Raw genomic sequence first — 22,870 nt, 5'->3', positions numbered from 1 at the left:
AGCGTTAAGATCGCCGGTTTTGGCACTTTGCGGATTCCGGCCGGTGCTAGGCTCCCGTGGTCATCAGCAAACTGCCCATGTGAATCGAAGGACCCCGTGGCCACCTCAAGCACGCAAGGCCGTGTCCTGCCATGCTGACCCAAAGCGCCCCGTTGCTGTGGCTGATCCTCGGAATCGGAGCAACCGGTTACATGATCTACCGGCTTATCAGAGCAACGAAGTAGCCCCCGCCGTCGGGCATCCCGCGGTCCGACGGCGGAACCCTCGAGCCGCTGACCGCGAACCTCCCGCCGCTCTCAGCGGCCCAACAGCGGACCTTCCCAAAAACCAGAAAGACACTCCATGACCGCACCAGCCCAGTACTCCGTTCCGGCCAGCGTGCCCAACCCCGAGCGGGAGAACGGTCCCGGCGGTGCGTTCGCACGCTGGCTGCTGGAACACAAGGTGCACCAGCCGGTGGGGCCGGAATCCGCGGAGGGCACCGGGCACCAGCAGAGCTGGTGGAAGGTCATGTGCCTGACCGGCGTGGACTACTTCTCCACGCTGTCCTACCTGCCGGGCATCGCCGCGCTCGCCGCGGGGGCCCTGTCGCCGCTGGCCACGCTGCTGATCGTGGCCCTGACGCTGCTGGGCATGCTGCCGATGTACCGGCGGGTGGCGCACGAGAGCCCGCACGGGCAGGGGTCGGTGGCCATGCTGGAGAACCTGCTGCCGTTCTGGCGCGGCAAGGTGTTCGTGCTGGTGCTGCTCGGGTTCGTGGCGACGTCGTGGATCATCACCATCACCCTGTCCGCCGCCGACGCCACCGTGCACATGCTGGAGAACCCGTACCTGCCGCCGTTCCTGGAAGGACAGGCCGTCCCCATCACCGTGGTGATGCTGCTGATCCTGGGCGGGGTGTTCCTGCTGGGCTTCTCCGAGGCGGTGGCGGTGGCCATTCCGTTGGTGGGCGTCTTTCTGTTGCTGAACGCGGTCATCATTGGCACCGGAATTTACGACGCCGTCACCCAGCCGGGTGCCGTCGCCGCCTGGATGGCTTCACTCGGCTCCTTCGGGGGCGGTTTTGGCAACATCGCCGGGCCCGCGGTCCTGGCGTTCCCGCTGCTGGTGCTGGGCCTCTCCGGCTTCGAAACCGGCGTCAGCATGATGCCCCTGGTTAAGGCTTCCGGGTCCACGCCGGAAGAAACGCTGCAGAACCGGATCCGCAATACCCGCAAGCTCCTCACCACGGCTGCCGTGGTGATGAGCGTCTACCTGATCGGCAGCAGCTTCGTAACCACCGTGCTGATCCCGGCCGAGGCGTTCCAGGAGGGCGGGCCCGCGAACGGGCGTGCGCTCGCCTACCTGGCGCACGAGCGGCTCGGGAACGGCTTCGGGTCCGTGTACGACGTCAGCAGCATCCTGATCCTGTGGTTCGCAGGCGCCTCCGCGATGGCCGGGCTGATCAACATCGTGCCCCGGTACCTTCCCTCCTACGGCATGGCGCCCGACTGGTCCCGCGCGGTGCGGCCCGTGGTCCTGGTGTACACGGCCATCAGCATCCTCATCACCATCGGTTTCAAGGCCGACGTCAATGCCCAGGCCGGTGCCTACGCCACCGGGATCCTGTTCATGATGGTCTCCGGCGCGGTGGCCGTGAGCATCTCTGCCGCGCGCAAGAAGAAGCGCGGGGCCGCCGTCGGCTTCACCGTCCTGACACTCGTGCTGCTCTACGCCCTCGTGGAAAACGTGATCGAGAAGCCGGACGGCCTGGCGATCTCCGGGTTCTTCATCCTGGGCATCGTGGTGGTGTCGCTGGTGTCCCGTGTCTCGCGGACCACCGAGCTCCGGGTGGACCGGATCGAGTTCGACGAGGCCGCGCGCCGCTTCGTCACGGACACCATTGACTACGACGGGCGGATCAACATCATCGCCAACCGCCCGCAGGCCAGGGACGCCAAGGAGTACGCGGAGAAGGAAGCCGCGCAGCGGGAGAACAACCCGGTGCCCGGCACAGCCGACGTAATGTTCCTGGAGATCGACGTCACGGACCCGTCGGGTTTCAGCGAGGTGCTCGAGGTCCGGGGCGTCGAGGTGGCCGGGCACCGGGTCCTCCGCGCGAACAGCCCGGCCGCGCCCAACGCCATCGCCGCGATCCTGCTGGCCCTGCACGAGGCCACCGGAGTCCGGCCGCACGCGTACTTCGAATGGGCCGAGGGCAACCCGCTGGCCCACCTGATGCGCTACCTGCTCCTGGGCCGCGGCGACACCGCCCCCGTGGTCCGCGAGATCATCCGCGAAAACGAGCCCGACCCCGCCCGCCGCCCCGGCATCCACGTCGGCTAGCCCAGCGGGACCCTCTCTCACTTCCTGCCGGTTCCCCCCAACCCTTTATCAGTTCCTGCCGGTTTTCCCCCAACGCCTTATCAGTTGCCAACCGCGGCGCACGACATGTCCTGTTCACCGCGGCGTCAGGTGAGCGTGGGCAAGCGTTAGCTGCGGGCGGGCAGGGTGGTGGGGCACGCCGTCGGACGTTCCCAATCCGCGAAACGCGGCGGCGTCCCCAACCGCACTGAAGGAGAACCCTGTGCTGCTCAAAAGCACCGTCACCGCACTCGTCGCCCTAACGGCGCTCGCCGGAATCGCCGCCCCGTCCACCGCGGCGCCGGATGCCGCCGTCGTACTGGGGGAGCCGCATGCCGCAGCGCACGCGCACAACGACTACGAACACGACCGGCCGCTGCTGGACGCGCTGGAACATGGGTTCACGAGTGTGGAGGCGGACGTCTGGCTGGTGGATGGCGAGCTGCGCGTGGCGCACGACCTCGCGGATGCGCGGGCCGGCGTCACCCTCGAAAGCCTCTACCTGGACCCGCTCGACAAGCTCGTACGGCAGCAGGGCCACAGCGTGTACCCGGGCTGGGACGGCAGCCTGCAGCTGCTGATCGATATTAAGAGCGACGGCGAGATGACCTATGCGGCCATGGAAAAGGAACTGGCGGAGCACCCTGCGCTGATGACGCGCTACGCCAACGGCGAGGTTTCCACCGGCCCGGTCACCGCCGTCATCAGCGGCAACCGCCCGCTGGCGACGATGCAGGCTGCGCCCAAGCGGTTCGGTTTCTATGACGGCCGCTCGGCGGATCTGGCGACGGGGATGCCTGCCGCGCTGATGCCGCTGGTCAGCGACAACTGGACCAAGTTGTTTACGTGGGAGGGTGTCGGGCCGATGCCGGAGGCCGAGCGTGCCAAGCTGCGAGCGTATGTGGCGACGGCACATGCCCAGGGGTACCGGGTGCGGTTCTGGGCGACGCCGGACCAGGCCGGGGCTGCGCGCGACGCGATGTGGACCGAACTTCGTGACGCCGGCGTCGACCACATCAACACCGACGACCTTCCCGCGCTGGACAGGTTCCTGAGCAAGTAATTCGTCTTTTCCGGCCGCGTCCGGAGGTGGGGGCCGGGCGCTTACCGCTCCCGGCCCTCGTCGTCGTCCGGTCTCTCGGTTGCGTCCCGGGCCAGCTTCACAGCGGTGGCGCTCATCTCGTCCGAGAGGCGGACGACGTCGTGCATCCCGGCAAGCCTGCGGTCCTGGCTGAAGGCGGTGATGGCTGTCCCCGAGCCGGTGGGGTTGAGGAAGAAGTGGACCGGCGGCGTGCGTTTCATGTGCGGGGCTGCGTCTCGGTGCCACCACTCCTCGGCGTGCCATTCCTTGCCGAGCTGCACCCAGACGGTCTTGCCAATGACGCGCGCCTCGGTGCCGGGCTGCTGAAAGAGCCGGACCAACGCGTCCTGGGCCTGGGTGCGAGACAAGTCTGTCTCCCACGTTTCCTCGTTCATGAACCGCGTCGTTGCGGTGTTCCGCATGATGCCCACGGGCAGAGGGGCGGGTTGGTTCAGGATGGCACCGTTCGTCCAGAGGACCACAAGGAGCGCGCCGCCTCCGTAGAGGAAGAGGTTGGGGACCAGGCTGAGCGGGAAAACTGGGGACCGATCGAAGAGGATCTCGAGCAAGAACCAACTGACGATGAGTGTGAAAACCGCCCAGAATCTCCGACGGCGGGAGTTCAGGAAGAGCAATGCCTTCTCCCTGCGGCTGAGGCGCTCACGGTCCGGGTCGGCAGTAGGGTCCGGTTCTGGTGGGGCGGGTTCGGTGGTCATGGGCTGCAGCTCGAATACACGGATAGGCCAAGTAGCCCCAGCCTATAGACCGTCCCTTTTACCGCGCTAGATTTCCAGCCGCCAGGTCCAACCGTGACTAGAGTAAAGGTACTTTTGCCAGCATTGAGTATGTCTGAACTGATGCGTTGACTCGTGGCCGTCGTCGTATCCGGGGTAGACGGCGAGCCCCCCTCAGGCGTGACGGTCCATTCATATCCAAGGACGGGCAAGCCATCTGCCGGCGCTGTCCACGAGAAGGTCGCACTCTGCAGGAGGCCACCCTCGCTGCATGCGAGCGACACCGGCGGCATGACGGTTCTGGCTTGGAACGTCCCTTGAGCGAGTTGCGGAACTGTCCAGGCCGCCGTCGTCGGTTCTGGGGGAGCCACCGTCAGGGCCGCCCCCAGAGTCAGCAGTCCGACGACGGCTAGACGCTGCCGCTTCACGTCGCCGCTTCCTGGCGGTCGCTTTCATTCCGACGACGGCGAGGCTCATCCCGCGGCCAGAAAGCCCACGTTACGACGACGGCCATTGCGACAGTCATTCCGCCCATGACGAGGGGGTTGTTGGCGGCATTCACGGTGTAGGCGAGTTCCGGAACGGACCACAGCACGATGCGCACCGTCTCGACTTCATACGGCAGGGGATCGTCAGTGGGGTTGGCGTCGCCGCGCATCCTGATGCTGGCGGTGCCGCTTTCTCCCGGCGATACCGACGTGACGCGGTGCGTCACCGGTAGCGCCGACGGCCTGTCAATGGTGACGACGTCTCCCACCCGCACCTCGGACGCCGGGATTTTCTTGACGACGGCGAGCGAACCCGCCGGAATTGTCGGGCTCATGGAGCCGGTCTTGAACATGATCAGCGTGATCTGGAAGAAGAAGGCGAGGATCACCAGGACGATGCAAACGGTGCCGCCAAGTGCGGCGACGTTTAGGAGGGCATTGCCGACCGGGCTGGCTCCGCTTTTCCTTTTATTCATGATCTCCTCCTCGCTAATTTGATGTTCCAGTGAACAGCCAGGTGACCGTCGCCGACTTGCCTTGGAAGCTGTTGTCCGTGCCGGCCTTGATTCGAATGTCGAAGCAGTAGCGCAACGGGCTGCTGCCGGCGGCAGCGATCGGCGTGGCTACTGCCGGAGCCTCCACGGCCGTCACCGGCAAATATGCCGACGACCCCGCTATATACGTAGGCGCGCCGGAAAACGCGGTGGCATCACAGCTGGACGTCGAAGTTTTCATCACGGCCCGGTACTCAAGCGCATCCGACAAGTCTCCGACCGGCGTCGAACTGGTCAGGACAATTGTTCCGCCGACTGTGGATGCGGGGGTGGTGCGGATGTTGAGCCATGAGTAGGCGGATGCGCCAGGCGACAATCCGGTCGCGTTTACCGTGAGTGATGCGTCCGTTGCTGAGGTGCTGTCTCTCCAGTCCGCAGCCTGAGTGCTGGATTCCAGACGGAACGTGCTGGCCGTGAATGTACCGGCGGCATACTCCGAGTCGGACCAGGACGCAAGGGTCACGCTGGCGCCCACGCCAAGGACGAGGGCACCAGCGAGGACTGCGCGTACACGCGTGAAAGTGCGGTGCCGCAGCGAGACTTCGTCTCCGCCCATACTTAGGAAACTGAGGTGGCGACAAACTTCCAGGTCGCGTTGGCTGCCGTACCTTGGGGAAGGTCGTCGCCCGCCGTCACTTGAATGCACAGGTTCGTGATCTCCCCGGGGTTATCATTTCCCTCCAATTTTTCCGGCTTGGCAAGGAAAACCGGCGTCACATTCGCCCGTGCGTCGAGCTGTGGACCCGAGGCTATAACGGCCCCCGTTGCTGTAGCCGAGCAGTCAGCGAACGAGTTGACTTTGATGATGCGGTAGGACAAGTGCGGAGCTGCAAGTCCGCCGGCCGTCACGCTCTCAACTTCGAGGGATCCGCGGTAGGTTGTTGATTCCTCGAGCCGCAGTGCATAAGGAGCGGCCACGATGTCATTCGGGCTCATGTTGTCGTAGTTCGCGGAAAAATCAAGATCTGCCCTGTCTGCAGCTTCTGCGGACGAGTGATCCGTGAAGGTTGTTCCGTCCACGCTACTCTGGACGTTGAATTTCCCACTACGGAAGTCCCCGAAGGCAAATTCAGAGTCGTTCCACGCCGCCAGGGTCACGGCCGCACCAATGCCGAGGACCAAGCCGCCGGCCAGAATTGCCTTGAGCTTCCTCTTCTTGGAATTATCCGCAGAAGGCAAAGCGGTTACGGGCGCGATTTCAGTTTTGGACATAGTTCCCCCCAGGAATTTACTTTCGGGTTTTTTGCAACAGGATAAATACTGTCACAGCGCTCTCACTTGCCTGCCCCATCACGCCTAAGATCTGCGCAGGATTCCATCAGGATTGAGTCAAGGTTGCTGTGGAGCGATGAAGCGTTGGGGGATAAGCGGCGAAAGCTGAGAGAGCGTCGGACCTAGGCCGGCGCAGGGGAGGCCGCGACCACCACATTTTGCCCAAGGGGTCCCGGGTGTATCAGCGCCAGGGCGGGAGGTGAGGAAGGGTTTGGGTTTGGGCGGCGGAAGGTGAGGAAGGGAATTACGCCGGGCCGGGGGACTGCAGGCCGAGGGCTATGGAGAGATTGGGTTGGGGCTGGGTCAGGTCGCGGGCGCGCAGGACCGCCATGGACTTCGCAGCCACCTTCAGTACGGAGCCGGCGTCGATCGGGCCCGTTTCCACTCCGGTCCCGGCCGTGTTGATCACCATGTCCCAGGCCTCGGCAAACTCGCCGGCCGGGAGCGTGAACTTGATGTCGTCGTCGTGCGCGTTGAAGTACAGCAGGAAGTTCACATCCGTGATGCGGCGGCCGCGGTCGTCCCGGCCCTGGATGCCGTCCCCGTTGAGGAACACACCGATGGTCCGGCCGAACCCGCGGCCCCAGTCCTCGGGGAGCATCTCCATGCCGTCCTCGTTCAGCCACACGATGTCCGGCAGCTTCTCGCCCTTGCCGCGCCGGACCGGCCGGCCGTCGAAGAAGGTGCTGCGCCGGAAAGTAGGGTGCTGGGCCCGCAGCCGGTTCACCGCTGCCGTGAAGTCCATGAGCGGCATGTCGATGGCGTCCCAGTTGACCCAGCTGAGCTTGGAGTCCTGGCAGTAGACGTTGTTGTTGCCCTGCTGCGTCCGGCCGAGCTCGTCGCCGTGCAGGATCATCGGCACCCCCTGCGAGAGCAGCATGGTGGCAATGAAGTTCCGCTGCTGCCGCGCCCGCAGCGCCAGCACCTTCGGATCCGCCGTCGGCCCCTCAACACCGCAGTTCCACGAGCGGTTGTGGGATTCGCCGTCGCGGTTTCCCTCGCCGTTGTCCTCATTGTGCTTCTCGTTGTAGGACACCAGGTCACGCAGCGTGAAGCCGTCGTGCGCGGTGACGAAGTTGATGGACGCCACCGGACGCCGCCCCGACCGCTCGTACAAGTCGGCGGAGCCGGTCAGCCGCGACGCGAACTCACCCAGAGTGGCCGGCTCGCCCCGCCAGAAGTCACGCACGGTGTCGCGGTACTTGCCGTTCCACTCCGTCCACTGCGGCGGGAAGTTGCCCACCTGGTACCCGCCCGGGCCAACGTCCCACGGCTCCGCGATCAGCTTCACCTGCGACACGATCGGGTCCTGCTGCACCAGCTCAAAGAACGTGGAGAGCCGGTCGACGTCGTAAAACTCCCGGGCCAAAGCGGCGGCGAGATCGAAGCGGAACCCGTCCACGTGCATCTCGGTGACCCAGTACCGGAGCGAATCCATCAGCAGCTGGAGGGAGTGCGGGTGCCGCACGTTGAGGGTGTTGCCGGTGCCGGTGTAGTCCATGTAGTACTGCTTGTCATTCTCCAGCAGGCGGTAGTACGCGGCGTTGTCGATCCCCTTGAAGCTCATGGTGGGTCCCAGATGGTTCCCTTCCGCCGTGTGGTTATAGACGACGTCGAGAATCACCTCGATGCCCGCGCGATGCAGTGAGCGGACCATCGCCTTGAAATCCTGCACCTGCTGGCCCATCTGGCCGATCGAGCTGTACGTGTTCTGCGGCGCAAAAAACCCGATGGTGTTGTAGCCCCAGTAGTTGCTCAGGCCCTTCTCCTGCAACGTCCCGTCATTGACGAACTGGTGCACCGGCATCAGCTCGATGGCCGTGACGCCCAGCCGCTGTAGGTGCGCAATGACCGCAGGATGGGCGACGCCGGCAAAAGTGCCGCGCTGCTCCTTGGGCACCTCGGGGTGCAGCTCCGTGAGCCCCTTGACGTGTGCCTCGTAGATGACGGAGCGGTGGTAGGGGATCCGGGGCGGCCGGTCCCCGGCCCAGTCGAAGAACGGGTTGATCACCACGCCCAACATGGTGTGCGGCGCGGAATCCTGGTTGTTGCGGGAGGAGGGATCGCCGAAGTTGTAGGAGAACATCGCCGGGTGCCAGTGCACTTGCCCGGCGACGGCCTTGGCATAGGGGTCCAGGAGCAGCTTGTTGGGGTTGCAGCGCTGGCCCCTGGCGGGGTCATAGGGCCCGTGGACCCGGTATCCGTACTTCTGCCCGGGCTGGATCTGGGGCAGGTAACAGTGCCACACATACCCGTCCGCTTCGAGGAGTTCGACGCGCGTTTCGGTGCCGTCTCCGGCTATCAAACACAGCTCGACGGCGGTGGCCACCTCGCTGAAGAGCGCAAAGTTTGTCCCCATCCCGTCAAAAGTCGCACCCAGTGGATACGCGCTGCCCGGCCAGACTTCCATGATCACTCCTGCGGCTGTTCAGTTGTCTCGGAGCCATGCTCAATGTCAAGTTGGGGTCCGCGCGCCTCGCCCTGGTTCAAGGCTAAGCATACTTAGTACTTTCGCCAAGCTAGATTCAGGTCCCGGAGCAATGTAAATCAAATCGTTGTGATCCTGGCCTCGCGGAGCCCGGGTTTCCGCCGTCCCGCCCCGGCCGCCGCCTACGATAATGGGGATGACTCCGAACAGCCCGCCGCCCTTCAGCCTTCGCGGCATTGCTGTTCCGGCGTTCGGCCCTGCCCTCCTGTTCAGCGTTGGCCAGGGCGCCATCCTCCCTGTTGTGGCGCTGTCCGCCCGTGAACTGGGCGCATCCGTTGCCGTGGCCGCCCTGATTGTCACGCTCATGGGGCTGGGCTCGTGGTTCTTCAACCTGCCGGCGTCGATGATCACCCTGAAGTTCGGCGAACGGTGGTCCATCGTGGGTGCGGCCGCCGCGGGGGCGCTGGCGCTGCTGGCCGCCGGGCTGTCGCTGGTGATCAGCGACGGGCTCTGGCTGCTCGCGGTGGCGATGGCCGTCGTCGGGATGTCCGCCGCCGTCTTCAGCCTGGCCCGGCAGAAGTACCTCACCGAAGCCGTCCCGGTGGAGTTCCGAGCCCGTGCCCTGTCCACGCTGGGCGGCGTGAGCCGCATCGGAACCTTTATCGGCCCGTTCATCGGTGCCGCGGCCATGGCATTCCTTGGGATCAGCGGTGCGTACTGGGTGGGTGTGGCCGGCATGGCGGCGGCCGCCATCCTGGCCGTGGCAGTACCCGACCTGGTGGCGGTGCACGGATCTGACGGCAAGACCGGCCCGGAGCCCACCCTGCGCGGCGTGGCCGTCTCACACGCGGGCGTTTTCCTGACCGCCGGAATGGGCATCCTGCTGCTCAGCGCCCTGCGCGCCTCCCGGCAGGTGGTGATCCCGCTGTGGGCCGACCACCTGGGCCTGGACCCCACGCACGCTTCTCTGGTGTACGGGCTCTCCGGGGCAATCGACATGCTGGTCTTCTATCCCGCCGGCAAGGTGATGGACCGGCGCGGGCGGCAATGGGTGGCCATCCCGTCCACCCTGATCATGGGCGTGGCGCTGGTCCTCATCCCGCTCACCGGCGGCTTCACCAGCCTGCTGCTCGCGGCCCTGCTGATCGGCTTTGGCAACGGGATCAGCTCCGGCCTGGTGATGACGCTCGGCGCCGACTTCTCGCCCGACCGCGGCCGCGGGCAGTTCCTCGGCCTCTGGCGCTTCATGGCTGACGCCGGCTCCACTGGCGGGCCGGTTCTCCTCTCCGCGGTGACGGCCGTGGCTTCCCTCGGTGCCGGCGTGACGGCCACGGGCGTACTGGGGTTTGCGGCGGCAGTCGTTTTCGCCGTCGTGCTTCCCAGACTCAAACACCGGCGGAACTACTGATGCCCGGAAAGCCACGCTGATATATTACGACGGCGGGACGGCCCGCTTTGGCGGAGGAAGTTAGGTTAGCCTACACTCAGCTTTGGCCGTTCTGGCCGTTTCACTCGTCTGCAGCGTCGCAGGCACTCATATCTAGGTGGTTTCGTTGCGCTCTTCCTTCCCGCTGTCCGTGTCCGTGGGGCTCGTGGCGCTTCTTTCCCTGTCCGCCTGCGGCTTCAGCGGCGAGTCCGGCAAATCCAGCCAGGCGGCCGACCCTGACCAGCGGATCGTCGTCGACAACTTCCGCGCACCCGTGGCGGACTGGGCGCTGGAGAGCGACGCCGCCTACATCCTGTCCCTGTCCGGTTGCCTCGAGACGCTGACGCGCTACGACGAGACCCAGGGCAAAATCGTGCCGTCGCTCGCCACGGAGTGGAAGCAGGTCTCCGACCTCGAGTGGGACTTCAAGATTCGCGAGGGCGTCAAGTTCCAGGACGGTGCCGCGCTGGACGCCAAAGCGGTGGTGACCTCGCTGCAGAACGTCCTTGACGCCGAAGTCCCCGCCCGCGCGTTCAGCCCCAAGGTGGTCAAGGCGGTCAAGGCCGTCGACGAAAACACCGTCCGCCTGACCACGCCGACGGAGAGCCCGCTGGTTCCCTACCGGCTGGCAAGCGTCAACACCGGCGTGCTGTCCCCGGCCGCCTTCAAGGGCGAGACCGTCGACCCGTTCGGCCACTGCACCGGCCCCTTCAAGCCGGTGTCCGAGAAGCCGAAGCAGTCCCTGACGCTGGACCGCAACGAAAACTACTGGGGTGGGCAGGTGCAGCTTGCCGGCGCCGAGATCCGGTTCATCACCGATGGCGCCACCCGCACCGCGCAGGTCCAGACCGGCGAAGCGGACGTGTCCCTGTCCATCCCCGTCTCGGGACTGGCTGCCCTGGAGTCGGACTCCAACGTCAAGGTCCTGAAGGCGGATTCGCCGCGGACCGCCACGCTGTACATGAACAACGGCAAGGCCCCGTTCGACGACGTCGACTTCCGCAAGGCGGTGCGCTCGGCTCTCGATCTGGACGCCTTGGCCGCCAGCGTCTACGAGGGCGCTGCGGTCCCGGCTACCGGTCCGTTCGCGCCGTCGGAGCCGTGGGCCGCTGAGGGTGCCCAGACGCCGAAGCAGGACCTCGACGCCGCCAAGAAGCTGCTCGCCTCCGCCGGCTACACCGCCGGCCGGCCGCTGGAGATCATCGCGATCGTGGAGCGCGCGGAGTTCGCTGACGTGGCCACCGTCATCCAGGAGAACCTGAAGGCCGTGGGCGTTCCAGTGAAAATCACCACCAAGGAGTACGCCGCCGTGGAACCGGACCTGCTGTCCGGCAACTACGACATGGTGCTGAGCCAGCGCAACCGCCTGATCGACATCGCCGACCCCATCGGCTTCCTCACCGCGGACTACACCTGCGACGGCACCTACAACCTCAGCCACTTCTGCAACGCGGAGTACGACAAGAAGATCGCCCAGGCAGCCACGACGGCCGACGCCGAGGAGCGCTACAGGTTGTACGCGGAGGCCGGCCAGATCCTCCAGGACCAGGCCGTGAACGTGTGGCTGGTCAACGAGCAGGCCATCGACGCCGTCCGCACAGACCTGCAGGCACACGTCCAGGACCCGCTGGCGCGCTACGTGCTCCGGGCGGAAACGGCCAAGTCAGGCTCGTGAGTTTTCGCTGTAACGGATCCCCAGAGCAGGGTCCGGCATGATGCTGTTCCTCGCCAGGAGAACGGCGGCCCTGGTGGTCGCCGTTCTTCTGGCGTCTTTCGTGGTGTTCCTCATCCCGTACGTCACCCCGGGCGATCCGGTGCGCAAGATCATCCGCTCGCGGGTGGCCGGTGACGCGATTGATGACTCCGCCATCCAGGCGCTGTCCGCCCAGCTGGGGCTCCAGGACCCCCTGTGGACGCAGTACCTGCGCTGGCTGGGACGCTTCGCCAGCGGCGACATGGGCCTGTCCTACACCAGCCGCACCCCGGTGGTGGATCAGGTGCTGCCCGCCCTCTGGGTCACGCTCAGCCTGGTGGTCATGACGCTCGCCGTGGCGGCCCTGATCGCCGTGGTCCTCGGCATCGCCGCCGCGCTGAACGAGGGCCGCGCCGCGGACAAGGCCATCACCGCCGTCTCGCAGGCGTTCATCGCCATGCCGGAGTACTGGCTGGCACCCATGCTGGTGCTGGTCTTCGCGCTGGAACTGTCCGTTCTGCCCTCGGCCGGGTGGGAAGGCCCGACGTCGGCCGTGCTGCCCGTGGCGGTCCTCGCCTTGCGTCCGGCGAGCCATTTCACGTCCGCCGTGCGGGAGGGAATGCTCGACGCCCTCGGCGCCGACCACGTCACTGCCGCGCGGGGCAGGGGACTGAGCTACTTCCACACAGTGCGCAAGCACGTGATCCCCAACGGCCTGCTGCCGCTCACCACGCTCGCGGCCGTGTGGTTCGCCGGCCTGCTGGGCGGGTCGGTCATCGTCGAGGTCATCTTCGCGATCCCCGGGATGGGACGGCTGCTGTTCGACGGCGTCTTGAACAGCGACATCCCGCTGGCACAGGGAGCAGTGGTGGTCGTCGTCGGGCTGGCTGTCCTGCTGACCACGGCCGCGGACCTGGTCCACGGGCTCCTCAACCCCCAGGTCAGGATGCGGCATGCGTAAACTTCCCCTGCACATCCGGCTCGCCTGCTGTGTGCTGGCCGTCGTGGTGCTGTCCGTGGCCCTGGCCGGCTGGATCGCGCCTTATCCGTCCGCCGAACAGGACCTCGCCTCACGCCTGTCCGCGCCCACCGGAGCCCACTGGCTGGGCACCGACCACCTAGGCCGTGACACCCTGAGCAGGCTGCTCGACGGCGGCCGCTTCTCCCTGACCATCGCCGCCCTGGCCACGGTGCTCACCGCGGTCATCGGCACGGCGATCGGCGTCCTCAGCGCGCGCCGGCGGGGGTGGCTGGACGAGTTCTTCACCCGCACCAACGACATCCTGCTGGCCATGCCGGAGATGGTGGTGGCACTGTTCCTGGTGGCCGCGCTGGGAGCAGGCTATCCGTCCCTGCTGCTGGCCCTGACCGTCACAGGCTGGACACCCTTCGCGCGGCTCGCCCGGGCCCTGGCCTACGACGTTTCCGCCCGCGGCTTCATCGAGGCGGCCCGCGTGCTGGGCTGCACTCCCTGGTTCACGGTGCGGCGGCACATCCTGCCGCACCTGGCCGCGCCGCTGCTGGGACAGGCCACGCTCCGGTTCGGGCAGTTCCTGATCAGCGTCGGCGCCCTGTCCTACCTGGGACTCGGTGTGCAGCCCCCGCAGTCCGACTGGGGCTCGATGCTCGCCGCCGCCCAGCCATACGCCGTGAGATCGCCGATGACCATCCTCGCGCCCGGCCTAGTGATCTTCACGGTGGCGCTGTGCGTCACGCTCATCGGACAGCACCTGGCGCGCATGTCCAGCAGCCGGCTGCTGCTGGCTTCCGCCCCTGCCCCGGAGGTCACCCATGCGTGAGGGCCTGATCATCGAGGACCTGCACCTCAGCCTGCGGGCTCCCGCCGGGGGTCCATCCGTCCGTCCGGTGCTGTCCGGCGTCGGCCTCACCGTGGCTCCTGGCGAGTTTGTAGCCCTGGTGGGGGCCTCCGGAAGCGGCAAGACGATGACCGCGCTGTCCGTCCTGGGGCTGCTGCCGCCGCAGATCCAGGCCGTGTCGGGGTCCATCACCCTGGGCGGAACCGACCTGCTTGCGGCCAGCGGCGCCGAGCTCAACCGCCTGCGCGGCGGCCGGATCGGGATGCTGTACCAGCAGCCCAAGCGCATGTTCAACCCCCGCATGACCATTGGCAGTCATCTGGCGGAGCCGTTGAAGCTGCACCGCGGCCTGCGCGGACGCCTGGCCAGGGCGCAGTCGCTGGAGCTGCTCACCAACGCCGGGTTTGAGGACCCGGAACGGGTTGCCCGGGCGTATCCGCACCAGCTGTCCGGCGGCATGGCGCAGCGGGCCATGCTGGCACTGGCCATGGCCGGACAGCCGGAGCTGCTGCTCGCCGACGAGCCGACGTCCGCGCTGGACAAGGTGCTGGAGCGGCAGATCCTGGAACTGATCGACTCCCAGCGGCGCCAGCACGGGCTCGGCGTCCTCTACATCACGCACGACCTGGCCACCGTCTCCGCCTTCGCTGACCGCGTGGTGGTGATGGATGCCGGCCGCGTCCAGGAGGAAGGCCCGGCCAGGTCCGTCCTCGGCGCACCCCAAACTGCTTGTGCCAGGGAGCTGCTGGAGGCGTGCGCCCTCACCCGCCGTCGAATTGTGGTGGCCGGGGAGGCCCTCGGCCTCGCCCCGTCCCGCGACATCCTTGCGCTGGACGGCGTCACCAAGCGGTTCGCCAAGGGGCGCGGCGCCCGGCCGGCTCTGGAGGACGTCTCGCTGAGCCTCCGCGAAGGCGAGATCCTCGGCGTCCTGGGCCAGTCAGGCTCCGGGAAGAGCACGCTGGCCCGGCTGCTGGTGGAGGTTGAGGCCCCCGACCGCGGCAGCATTACCCGGACACTGCCGGCAGGGGACGGCAAGGGCGACGGCGGCGGCAGCACTCTCGGTGTCCCCGGCACCGAGGTGCAGCTCGTCTTCCAGGAACCGCACGACGCGTTCGACCCGCGGATGAGACTGTTCGCCAGCCTCGAAGCGCCGCTGCTCAGGCAGCGGACGGGGACGCCGGACGGGCGCCGGGAGCGCATCCACCAGACCGTCCGGGATGTTGAGCTGGACACCGACCTGCTGGACAGGTACCCAAGCCAGTGTTCGGGCGGCCAGCTGCAGCGGCTGACGATCGCCCGGGCCCTGCTGCTGGACCCGGCAGTGCTGATCTGCGACGAGGCGACGTCGGCGCTGGATGCCGTCACGCAGCGCAAGGTCCTGGATCTGCTGCTGCGCCTGCACCGGGACCGCCGGCTTTCGCTGATCATGATTTCCCACGACATGAACGTCATCCGGTACATGAGCCACAGGGTGGCCGTGCTGTACCAGGGCGCCCTAGTGGAGCTGGCCGGCACCTCCGAGTTCTTCGCCAACCCCCGGCACGGGCACAGCAAGGAGCTGGTGGCGGCGGCCCGCGTGCATCCGACGGCCTGCGCTGCTCCCGTTGCCTGCAGTGACCTTGCCGCCTGTGCTCATCGGGTGCTGGGCGCGAACGTTGCTGGCGGCCGGCCCGGGATTTCCGGCGCCCTGGAACTCGTCAGCGCCCCGGACGCCTAGGGACGCCTTGTTTTGAAGTCATACCTGCCTGAAACGCGTGTTCTGCTCGGCACCCAGATGGTGTTCAATCTGGGGTTCTACGCAGTGATTCCCTTCCTCGCCGGCGCCATGGGCGGGGATTACGGACTGGACGCCGCCGCCGTCGGCCTTGTTCTGGGCGCCCGCACCTTTAGCCAGCAGGGGATGTTCCTGTTCGGGGGCCTGCTGGCCGACCGGTGGGGTGCCCGGCGGGCGATCCTGGCTGGCTGCCTGGTACGCATCGCCGGATACGCCACCCTGGCGGCTGCGTCGGATTTCACGCTGTTCCTCCTCGGCGCCGCGCTCACCGGTGCGGGAGGTGCGCTGTTCTCGCCCGCGCTGGAGTCCCGGCTGTCGCACGCGGACCGTGCGCATGCCAGCGCCGAGGAGCGCGCTCCAGGCAAGGGCCGGCGCTCGGTGTTCGTCTGGCTGGCCATCACGGGGGAGATGGGCGCCCTCGTCGGCCCGCTGCTGGGGGCGGCCCTGCTGGGGTGGGGCTTTGACGCGGCGCTGGCGGCGGGAATCGCAATCTTCGTTGCCGTGACGGTCCTGCTGTGGTTCCGCCTCCCCGCAGGGCCACCAGGGAAGCCGGAAACTGCCGGAGCGCGGGACCCGGAAGCCGCACCGGGCCAGTCCCGCAACGCACTCGGGTGCCTGAAGAACCGGCGCTTCGTGGCGTTCTGCCTGCTCGCCAGCACCAACATGGTGGCCTACAACCAGCTCTACTTCGCGTTCCCGCTTGAGCTTGACCGGCGGGGGCTGGACGCTTCGTGGCTGGCCATGCTGTTCCTGCTCGCGTCCGTGCTGACACTGCTGCTGCAGCTGCCGGTGGCCGCGGTGGGCCAGCGGCTGGGGCCGGGCCGGGCCATGTCGGCGGGTTTCCTGCTGGTGGCAGCTGCCTTGGCGGCCGCCGCTTTCACGTCCGTGCAGACGGAAGCCGGCGGTGCTGGGGCGGAAAATTCTGGAGTGGGAGGGCCCGTACCGGCTGGTTCGGCGGAGGCCGGCTCCCTGGTGCTGATGGCGGGCATCGTCGGCGCGCTGATCCTCGGCCACATGCTCCTGCGGCCCACCATCCTGTCGCTGATCCCGCGGTTTATCCCGCCGGAAGGGGCGGACTCGGGGCGCGGCGCGTATTACGGGCTGTCCGCCACCTGCGGCGGCATTGCCGTCCTGGCGGGGAATGCGCTGCTGGGCTGGCTGCTGGATCTGACGGACCGGAACCACTGGTGGCCGGGAACGCCCTGGCTGCCGATGGTGGGCCTCGCGGTCCTGGCTGCCCTGTTGCTGCCGCGGCTGCTGCACGGGATTCACCGCCCCAGCACCCTCGGGACGGCGACGGACCCGGCCCCCATACCCAAGGGCGGCCTGCGGGAGCAGAGCCGTTAGGGTTCGGGTTACATCCCTGACCAGCGGCGGAGTGTGCTGTTCACGAGGCCGATCAGGACGGCGGTCCACCAGCAGGCCTGCGAGATGCTGAGTGCGATCAGCAGGCGCGTGCGCAGCCGGCGGCCCAGTTCGCTGAAGCTGGTTTCCCGCGGAAGCGCGAACATCTTGTGCATGGCCGGCGCGATGCTCAGGCCGTTCAGCATCAGAATGAGCACGCAGCCGAGCTTCACGGCGGTCACAGGATTGGTGATGTCGGGCTGGATGAGCGCTCCGGAAGCCAGCAGAAGCGCCAGGCCGCCCCAAATCAGCGGCTTTGTTGCGCGTTCAAGCTTGGGAGATGCATGCATGTGCACCTTGCCCATAAGCCACAGCAGGCCCAGCCAGTCGACAACAAGGATGGTGCCGAAGGCCAGCACGAGGGCGAGGATATGGCCGGCAAGCCCGATGCGGTGCAGTACCGGACCGAACTCCACGAAGTGCCCCACCAACAGGGAGGCGAGCCAGCCTGCGGTGCAGAGGACGCCCAGCAGGAACAGCCGGACGGTCTGCTTGCGGGACGTGGGAGTCCTCAGCGCGGCGCGGTCGCGGCGGGCGGGGACTAGTCGGCGCTGCGGTTGATACCTGGGTGCGGGGTTTGTGGCGGTACGGGTTTCAGGGCGGGTCAAGGTGGTGCGGGTGTCGGCGAACATAATGCCGGCCTTTCATCACTGTTGTGCTCCCCTGAGAGTGGTGCCGGGAGCTGGGCTGACCGGGGCGTTCCGGACAGCAGGGCATTGCTGGGCTTGATTGGGGATTTTTGTGGGGGGCCGGGAGTGGCTGGCGCGCTGCGATGCAGGGCGAGGCCCCTGGAGGTGCTCCAGAGGAGTTTCGGTCTACCTAAATGAATACGATACAGGTTGATTTATGGATTAAGCAAAGAAATAGTTCTGTATTCCTCGGCGTGGCGGTTCTGATTTACGCAAGGTTTCAGGTAGCACGCGCAATGTGCGTGGGCCTCCCGCGTGTGTGCAGAAGGCCCGCTATTGGGGGTTTGCGCCCCGGGTTAATCGCGCTTCAGTCGTCCGAACCGTGGCCGCCGCTGTCTTCCCTGGATCCGGAGTCCTTGCGCTGCCCGCCCTTGTCATCGCCGGGTTCCGGGAGGGTCCGAAGGCCGCCTTTGTCGTCGCCCGGCTGGCCGGTGACGACGGCGGGATCCCCGGCAGTGCCGGCGCCTTCGGACAGAGAACCGAAGGTGCCGCCGGGCTGGGGCGCGGCAGGGCCGGCGTCGGACGTGTCCGTAACAGTGCCGTCCTTGTTGTGATCCCGATCGTCACCGGGCTCGGACGACGGCGACGGCGTAAGCGACGGCGATGTCGCCGCCCGCCGGCCGCCCTTGCCGTCACCTAACTCCGGCGCCCCGGTAGTCTTCGCCAGGGTGGAAGTTGTGCTGCCGCCATCGACCACGGACGTCACATTAGGCGTGGCCTTCGCGCTCGCGGCGGCGGTCGGTACCGCAGTGCTGCTGGAGTTGTGCGGCAGGAGGACGCTGTTCGCGTCGCCGGTACCGGACGGCCTGGTGCCCAGCACCTGCGTGTTGACGGCGAGAGCGGCGGATCCTGTTACGAGGATCCCGGCAACGGAAAGCGCGAGGGCTGCTCTGGTTTTCATGGATCCTCCTGGGTCGTCGGGAAGGGCTTTGTTGGGAGGTCAGGAACCGGCGGCCATCATCCTCCGTCCTGGATCTCCTGCAAATGCGCCAGCATTGCCTGTTCCGGGTGTCCCGGATGCTCGGAGACGTGCCTGAGCAGTGACAACCGGAGGTCCGATCCCAGACTTTCGTCGCCGAGGATTTCGCCGATGAGCCGCATGAGTTGGCGCTGCATTATGCCGCCCTCGGGAGCGCGGTGCGCTGGCCGCTGGTTTGGCCAGGCCGGGTCAGGAAGTGCTGGGCCGCCGGCAGCGTGGTGAGAAGGCAGCCTCTCTTGCTTGTGGGACTGCCAGAGGCTGTCACCGGGTGAGTGCGGGTCCGGGGTCATCATCTTATTCACCTTCCACCTTCGCCGCCCCGCGGGCCCTTCCGGCATGCGCTGAGACCGGCGGCGTTGCCGGCAGAATCCCGGTATGAAGGGAAAGTGCCGTCTGCGGTAATTGTTGCGCCAGGTCATGGTGGATTTACCGGTGAACCTTGGACCGCCGAAGAGGGTGAGGCCCCCCAAAACGGAGGGCGCGGCAGCAAGAGCGCGGCGGCGAGCGGCCGCTGCTGGGTGGGGGGTCGCATTTCTCCAAGGTTGACCGGGAATTTCCTAGGAGCCGCTGGCACTCTTTTTCCATCTGGTCCGAAGCCACAGCCGCGAGTGGTCGTTCGGCCAGCTGGCCGGCCCGGCATTGCACCCCCTGACATGCCGGGCCGGCACCCCCCATCCGGTCAGAACAGCTGTTCCACGACCACCTGGGTGAGTTGGCGGATGATGGCCGTCTGTACGGGGATGTCTGCAACGCTGGGGCCCCGGGAGTACACGACGAATGCGAAGGCGCGCTGGCCCTGGACCAGGATGCTGGCGTCGTGCAGGTTCCCGTTGAGCAGCCCGTACTTATGGAAAACGGTAACGGCCGGCGGCACGGCGGCAGGGATCAGCGACTCAAAGTTCGTGTTCTGCATGTAGGACAGCAGCTCGGCGGTGTGGGGCGCGTTGAGCAGACGCCCGTTGTACAGCTGGACCAGAATCCTGGCCGTCTCCGCCGCGGACAGGGTGTTGTAGGTCCTGTCGTAGGGAATGCCGAGCGACGCCGCGTAGTCGTGGATCCCCTGGTAGCCGACTGCCCCCAGGATCAGGGCCCAGGATGTGTTGTTGCTCTGCTGGATCATCTGGCGGATCTGGAAGGCCGCGGTAGTGCCGCCCATTGGCGCTGCAAGGGACACCACACCTGCTTCGGCCAGGTGGTAGTACGCGGCGGCGGCAAGGATCTTGCCCGTGCTGGCCGCGACGAACTTCTCTTCGACTCCATACTGGCGGACAACGCCGTCGGACATGTCAACCAGGGCAACCCCCATCTGGTACCTGCTGTTAGCCGCGATGATGGCGCTGAGCTGCTGCTTGAGAGTTGCATTGGCGGGGGCCACCGGCTGCGGCGGCGGTGGGCCAGGGGCCGCCTTTGGTTCTGGCGCGGCGGGTGCCGGGGTGGGACGGACGACGGCGGCGCGCGGGGAAGGTGCCGCCCGCTTAGTGGCCGTCGCCTTGGGTTTGGTAGCTTTTGCTGGGCTGGGGACCTGCGTCGTCGCTTGTTGAACAGGCTTGGTTGCCTGCCCTGCGGGGGTTCCGGAAGGGGAGGCCGCCGCCGGCATGACCCTTGATGGCACCGGTGACGGCGCCACGGCTGACGCGTAGGCAGTGGTTGCGGTCAGCACCATCGCGGCGCAGATGATCAGCAGCCGGCCGCGCGGCTCTGCAGGCCGGGGAACTGTTTGGGTGGTTGCTGCCGCGCCTGGCCGGCGGCGGCTGCGGACGCGATGCCGGCCCGGAGCCCTGCTCATTACCGGGTCCTCATTGCCCGGAGATCATTGCCCGGATTTCCGGACCCGGTCCGGAAATGTGTACCGACTGCCACCCGCCTCACCCCACTTCGTCTGCCGCTTCGTCAGGGGCGGCATACGGCCACGCTGGCACTCGGAGGTTGGGAAAAGGTGGAACTCTGGTTGGAAAACAGTTGACCTAGGCCACCAAAATGGGGGATGGGCCGGTCAGGGCAGTTTTCTCGGGCTCGCCGGAATGATGGGGATCAGGCCGGTGGGGAGCTTGATGTCGGCGTCTTCGGGGCGGTCCTGCCCCGCCCGTTCCATGGCCGCCCGGAAGTGGGGCAGGCTGCGCTCCACCATGTCCTCGCTGGCAGTGAGGGACATCCGGAAAAACCCCGGTGTCTCGAACAGGACGCCCGGAAGCACAAAGACGTCCTCCTGGCCGAGCGCCTCGGTGAAGGCCTCGTCGTCTTCAATGGGGGCATGGATGAACAGGTAGAAGGTGCCTTCGGGCGGCCGGAGCCGGTATCCCATCCCGCCCAGCTCCTGGACCAGCCGGTCCCGCTTCTGCTGCAGCTGGCCGACGTCGATGGTGAACGTCTCCAGCCGCCGAAGCGCGTACTGCAGCACCGCGTTGGGGTAGATCCAGCCCATGGCCAGCTGCATCGCCTCGACGGCGGTGCCGAGCTCCTTGCGGTCCGGCATGCTCGGCGGCAGCGCCAGGTACCCGATCCGCTCGCCCGGCGCCAAGTGCGTCTTGCCGTACGAATAGGCCAGGAGGGTATAGGGATAGAACTCCGCGGGGCTGTGGAAGCGGGCGCCGTCGAAGACGATCCTGTTGTACGGCTCGTCGGAGACCAGGTAGATGCGCCGCCCTATCCGTGCCGATGCCTCGTCGAGGAGGGTTGCCAGCTGGCGGAGGAGTTCGGGCGGGTAGATCCTGCCGGTGGGGTTGTTCGGCGAATTGATGATCACCACCCGGGTCCGCTCCGTGATGGCCGCTTCAATGGCCGCCAGATCGAGGTCGAAGGTCTCGAGGTCGATCCGGACCTTCACCGGGACCAGTCCGGCCTCGACAGCCAGCGGTTCGTAGAGGAACCAGGGCGGCAGGCTGTAGATGACCTCGTCGCCAGGATCAGTAACCGCCTTCAGCGCGAGGGCGATTGCGGTGAAGCCGCCGGTGGTGAGGTACAGGTCCTCGGCTTCGAACGGAACATCGAGCAGCCGGCTTAGCGAGTCCGCGGCCGCCTCCCGGGCATCCGCCTCATTGGTTTTGTACGCGAACCACTGGTCGTCATGCGGGTGGAGCGCGTCCCGGAGCGCATCCACGTAGGCGTCCTGCGGCATCTGGTGCGGGTTGCCCAAGGTGAAGTCGCAGATGCCGGGATGATGTTTGCGGCGAGCGTAGGTGGAATGGTTGAGGTGCTCGGAGATCCTCTGGAAGGACGGAATGGAGGCCACCTCAAGGGCGCGGCGCGAGGCGGGGGAGTCCGTCACAGCCCGGTTTCCTGGGGCTTGGCGTTGGCCTTCGCCGTGAGCAGCAGATACTCCCATTCCATCTGTGCGGGCGTATCGCCGTGGGCTTCGATGTACGTGCTGGCAAGCTCCGTCAGGGCCTCGTCCAGGGCCTTGGCTTTCTGGTCGTCGCCTGACAGGGACTTGTACACGGAGATGGTGGGCCCGTAGTGCGACTTGAAATAGTGCACGAAGTCTTCGGGCTGACGGAAGCTCGTGATGGCAACGGTCCGCTTCTGCGCCCGGATGTCGTCCAGCCGTCCGCCGAACAGCTCACGGACGTGGTCCTCGCTGCCCCACAGCGGTGGCGGCTGTGCGCCGGGCGGCGGGGGCGGCGCGAAGGGTTTCATGGCGGCGAACATCTGCCCGATGAAGCCTTCCGGGGTCCAGTGCAGCAGCCCGACGGTCCCGCCCGGCCTGCAGACGCGGACCAGTTCGTCGGCGCTCGCCTGGTGGTGCGGGGCGAACATGGCACCGAGGCAGGACATGACGACGTCGAACTCACCGTCCGCAAAGGGGAGATTCTCGGCGTCGGCCTCCACCCACTCGAGCTCAACCCCGCGGTCGGCAGCCTGCCGCCGCCCGGCGTCGAACATCTCCGGGGTGAGGTCGCTGGCGATCACGCGGGCGCCCATCATGGCCGCGGGAATGGCCGCATTGCCGGCGCCCGCGCCGACATCCAGGACGCGCTGGCGCGGTTTGATGTTGCAGGCCTGCACCAGGATGGCGCCCAGGTCCAGGAGGAGCTCGCTCGCGAGGGCAGGGTAGTCGCCCTGCGCCCACATGGCCCGGTGCTTTTCCTTCAGGGCTTTGTCCGCCCCGGCCTGGTCATTCATGTCCGCGCACCTCTGCTTTCGCAGGTCCAGTTCCAGCGCACTGCCCAGTCAGTGGAGGCTGTGGTGCGA

At 66.9% G+C, this 22,870-nt stretch carries 19 protein-coding genes; 8 read left to right on the top strand and 11 right to left on the bottom strand.

Going from position 1 to position 22,870, the window contains the following annotated elements; genetic code table 11:
- Positions 1 to 342: 342 nt before the first annotated feature.
- Both LFT45_RS16810 and LFT45_RS16805 read left to right on the top strand, forming a co-directional pair.
- Positions 343 to 2,325 carry an amino acid transporter gene (locus LFT45_RS16810; protein ID WP_236804741.1) on the top strand — a complete coding sequence of 661 codons (1,983 nt, stop codon included), beginning with the start codon at positions 343 to 345 and terminating at the stop codon, positions 2,323 to 2,325.
- Between the two features lie 241 nt (positions 2,326 to 2,566).
- Entirely contained in the window at positions 2,567 to 3,406 is an 840-nt protein-coding gene (locus tag LFT45_RS16805) for a phosphatidylinositol-specific phospholipase C/glycerophosphodiester phosphodiesterase family protein (RefSeq protein WP_236804740.1), read from the top strand.
- A gap of 41 nt (positions 3,407 to 3,447) precedes the next feature.
- On the opposite strand, the gene LFT45_RS16800 is transcribed toward LFT45_RS16805, so the two are convergent.
- The 5 genes from LFT45_RS16800 to glgX form a co-directional block, all read right to left on the bottom strand.
- Positions 3,448 to 4,140 (bottom strand): hypothetical protein, encoded by a 693-nt coding sequence (locus LFT45_RS16800; protein ID WP_236804739.1) that lies wholly within the window; start codon positions 4,138 to 4,140, stop codon positions 3,448 to 3,450.
- 442 nt (positions 4,141 to 4,582) lie between these two features.
- A complete protein-coding gene (locus LFT45_RS16795; protein WP_236804738.1) occupies positions 4,583 to 5,122 on the bottom strand; it encodes a signal peptidase I in 540 nt (179 codons plus the stop codon).
- Positions 5,123 to 5,135: 13 nt separating this feature from the next.
- Positions 5,136 to 5,756 (bottom strand): SipW-dependent-type signal peptide-containing protein, encoded by a 621-nt coding sequence (locus tag LFT45_RS16790; protein WP_236804737.1) that lies wholly within the window; start codon positions 5,754 to 5,756, stop codon positions 5,136 to 5,138.
- A 2-nt stretch (positions 5,757 to 5,758) separates the two neighbouring features.
- Positions 5,759 to 6,412: a SipW-dependent-type signal peptide-containing protein gene (locus LFT45_RS16785; RefSeq protein WP_236804736.1), complete on the bottom strand. Its 654-nt coding sequence runs from the start codon at positions 6,410 to 6,412 to the stop codon at positions 5,759 to 5,761.
- A gap of 304 nt (positions 6,413 to 6,716) precedes the next feature.
- Complete coding sequence (gene glgX, locus LFT45_RS16780; RefSeq protein ID WP_236804735.1) at positions 6,717 to 8,882, bottom strand: glycogen debranching protein GlgX; 2,166 nt, start codon at positions 8,880 to 8,882, stop codon at positions 6,717 to 6,719.
- Positions 8,883 to 9,096: 214 nt separating this feature from the next.
- Here glgX and LFT45_RS16775 point away from each other — a divergent pair, with 214 nt between their 5' ends.
- The 6 genes from LFT45_RS16775 to LFT45_RS16750 all read left to right on the top strand — a co-directional run bounded on the left by LFT45_RS16775 (position 9,097) and on the right by LFT45_RS16750 (position 16,957).
- Positions 9,097 to 10,308 carry an MFS transporter gene (locus LFT45_RS16775; protein ID WP_236804734.1) on the top strand — a complete coding sequence of 404 codons (1,212 nt, stop codon included), beginning with the start codon at positions 9,097 to 9,099 and terminating at the stop codon, positions 10,306 to 10,308.
- Positions 10,309 to 10,453: 145 nt separating this feature from the next.
- On the top strand, positions 10,454 to 12,001 hold the full coding sequence (locus LFT45_RS16770; RefSeq protein WP_236804733.1) for an ABC transporter substrate-binding protein: 1,548 nt from the start codon (positions 10,454 to 10,456) through the stop codon (positions 11,999 to 12,001).
- A gap of 37 nt (positions 12,002 to 12,038) precedes the next feature.
- Entirely contained in the window at positions 12,039 to 12,980 is a 942-nt protein-coding gene (locus LFT45_RS16765; RefSeq protein ID WP_236804731.1) for an ABC transporter permease, read from the top strand.
- Positions 12,973 to 13,818 carry an ABC transporter permease gene (locus LFT45_RS16760; RefSeq protein WP_236804729.1) on the top strand — a complete coding sequence of 282 codons (846 nt, stop codon included), beginning with the start codon at positions 12,973 to 12,975 and terminating at the stop codon, positions 13,816 to 13,818. Before LFT45_RS16765 ends, LFT45_RS16760 begins: the two co-directional genes overlap by 8 nt.
- A complete protein-coding gene (locus tag LFT45_RS16755; RefSeq protein WP_236804727.1) occupies positions 13,811 to 15,553 on the top strand; it encodes an ATP-binding cassette domain-containing protein in 1,743 nt (580 codons plus the stop codon). The genes LFT45_RS16760 and LFT45_RS16755 overlap by 8 nt, the downstream gene beginning before the upstream one ends.
- Before the next feature lie 12 nt (positions 15,554 to 15,565).
- On the top strand, positions 15,566 to 16,957 hold the full coding sequence (locus tag LFT45_RS16750) for an MFS transporter (protein ID WP_236804726.1): 1,392 nt from the start codon (positions 15,566 to 15,568) through the stop codon (positions 16,955 to 16,957).
- Positions 16,958 to 16,965: 8 nt separating this feature from the next.
- On the opposite strand, the gene LFT45_RS16745 is transcribed toward LFT45_RS16750, so the two are convergent.
- The 6 genes from LFT45_RS16745 to LFT45_RS16720 form a co-directional block, all read right to left on the bottom strand.
- Positions 16,966 to 17,646 carry a hypothetical protein gene (locus LFT45_RS16745; protein ID WP_236804724.1) on the bottom strand — a complete coding sequence of 227 codons (681 nt, stop codon included), beginning with the start codon at positions 17,644 to 17,646 and terminating at the stop codon, positions 16,966 to 16,968.
- Positions 17,647 to 18,010: 364 nt separating this feature from the next.
- The gene (locus tag LFT45_RS16740; protein WP_236804722.1) at positions 18,011 to 18,604 is read right to left on the bottom strand and encodes a hypothetical protein; all 594 of its coding nucleotides are present in this window, start codon (positions 18,602 to 18,604) and stop codon (positions 18,011 to 18,013) included.
- Between the two features lie 56 nt (positions 18,605 to 18,660).
- Complete coding sequence (locus LFT45_RS16735; RefSeq protein WP_236804720.1) at positions 18,661 to 18,819, bottom strand: hypothetical protein; 159 nt, start codon at positions 18,817 to 18,819, stop codon at positions 18,661 to 18,663.
- A 542-nt stretch (positions 18,820 to 19,361) separates the two neighbouring features.
- Positions 19,362 to 20,468, bottom strand: coding sequence for a serine hydrolase (locus LFT45_RS16730; protein WP_236804718.1), 1,107 nt, complete (start codon positions 20,466 to 20,468; stop codon positions 19,362 to 19,364).
- A gap of 207 nt (positions 20,469 to 20,675) precedes the next feature.
- Positions 20,676 to 21,947, bottom strand: coding sequence for an aminotransferase class I/II-fold pyridoxal phosphate-dependent enzyme (locus tag LFT45_RS16725; RefSeq protein ID WP_236804716.1), 1,272 nt, complete (start codon positions 21,945 to 21,947; stop codon positions 20,676 to 20,678).
- Complete coding sequence (locus LFT45_RS16720; RefSeq protein ID WP_236804714.1) at positions 21,944 to 22,801, bottom strand: class I SAM-dependent methyltransferase; 858 nt, start codon at positions 22,799 to 22,801, stop codon at positions 21,944 to 21,946. Before LFT45_RS16720 ends, LFT45_RS16725 begins: the two co-directional genes overlap by 4 nt.
- Between the last annotated feature and the right edge of the window lie 69 nt (positions 22,802 to 22,870).

Source organism: Arthrobacter sp. FW305-BF8 (assembly GCF_021789315.1).
Taxonomy (GTDB): domain Bacteria; phylum Actinomycetota; class Actinomycetes; order Actinomycetales; family Micrococcaceae; genus Arthrobacter.
The sequence above is the reverse complement of the archived record's forward strand: the minus strand, read 5'-3'. Positions and strand labels throughout refer to the sequence as shown.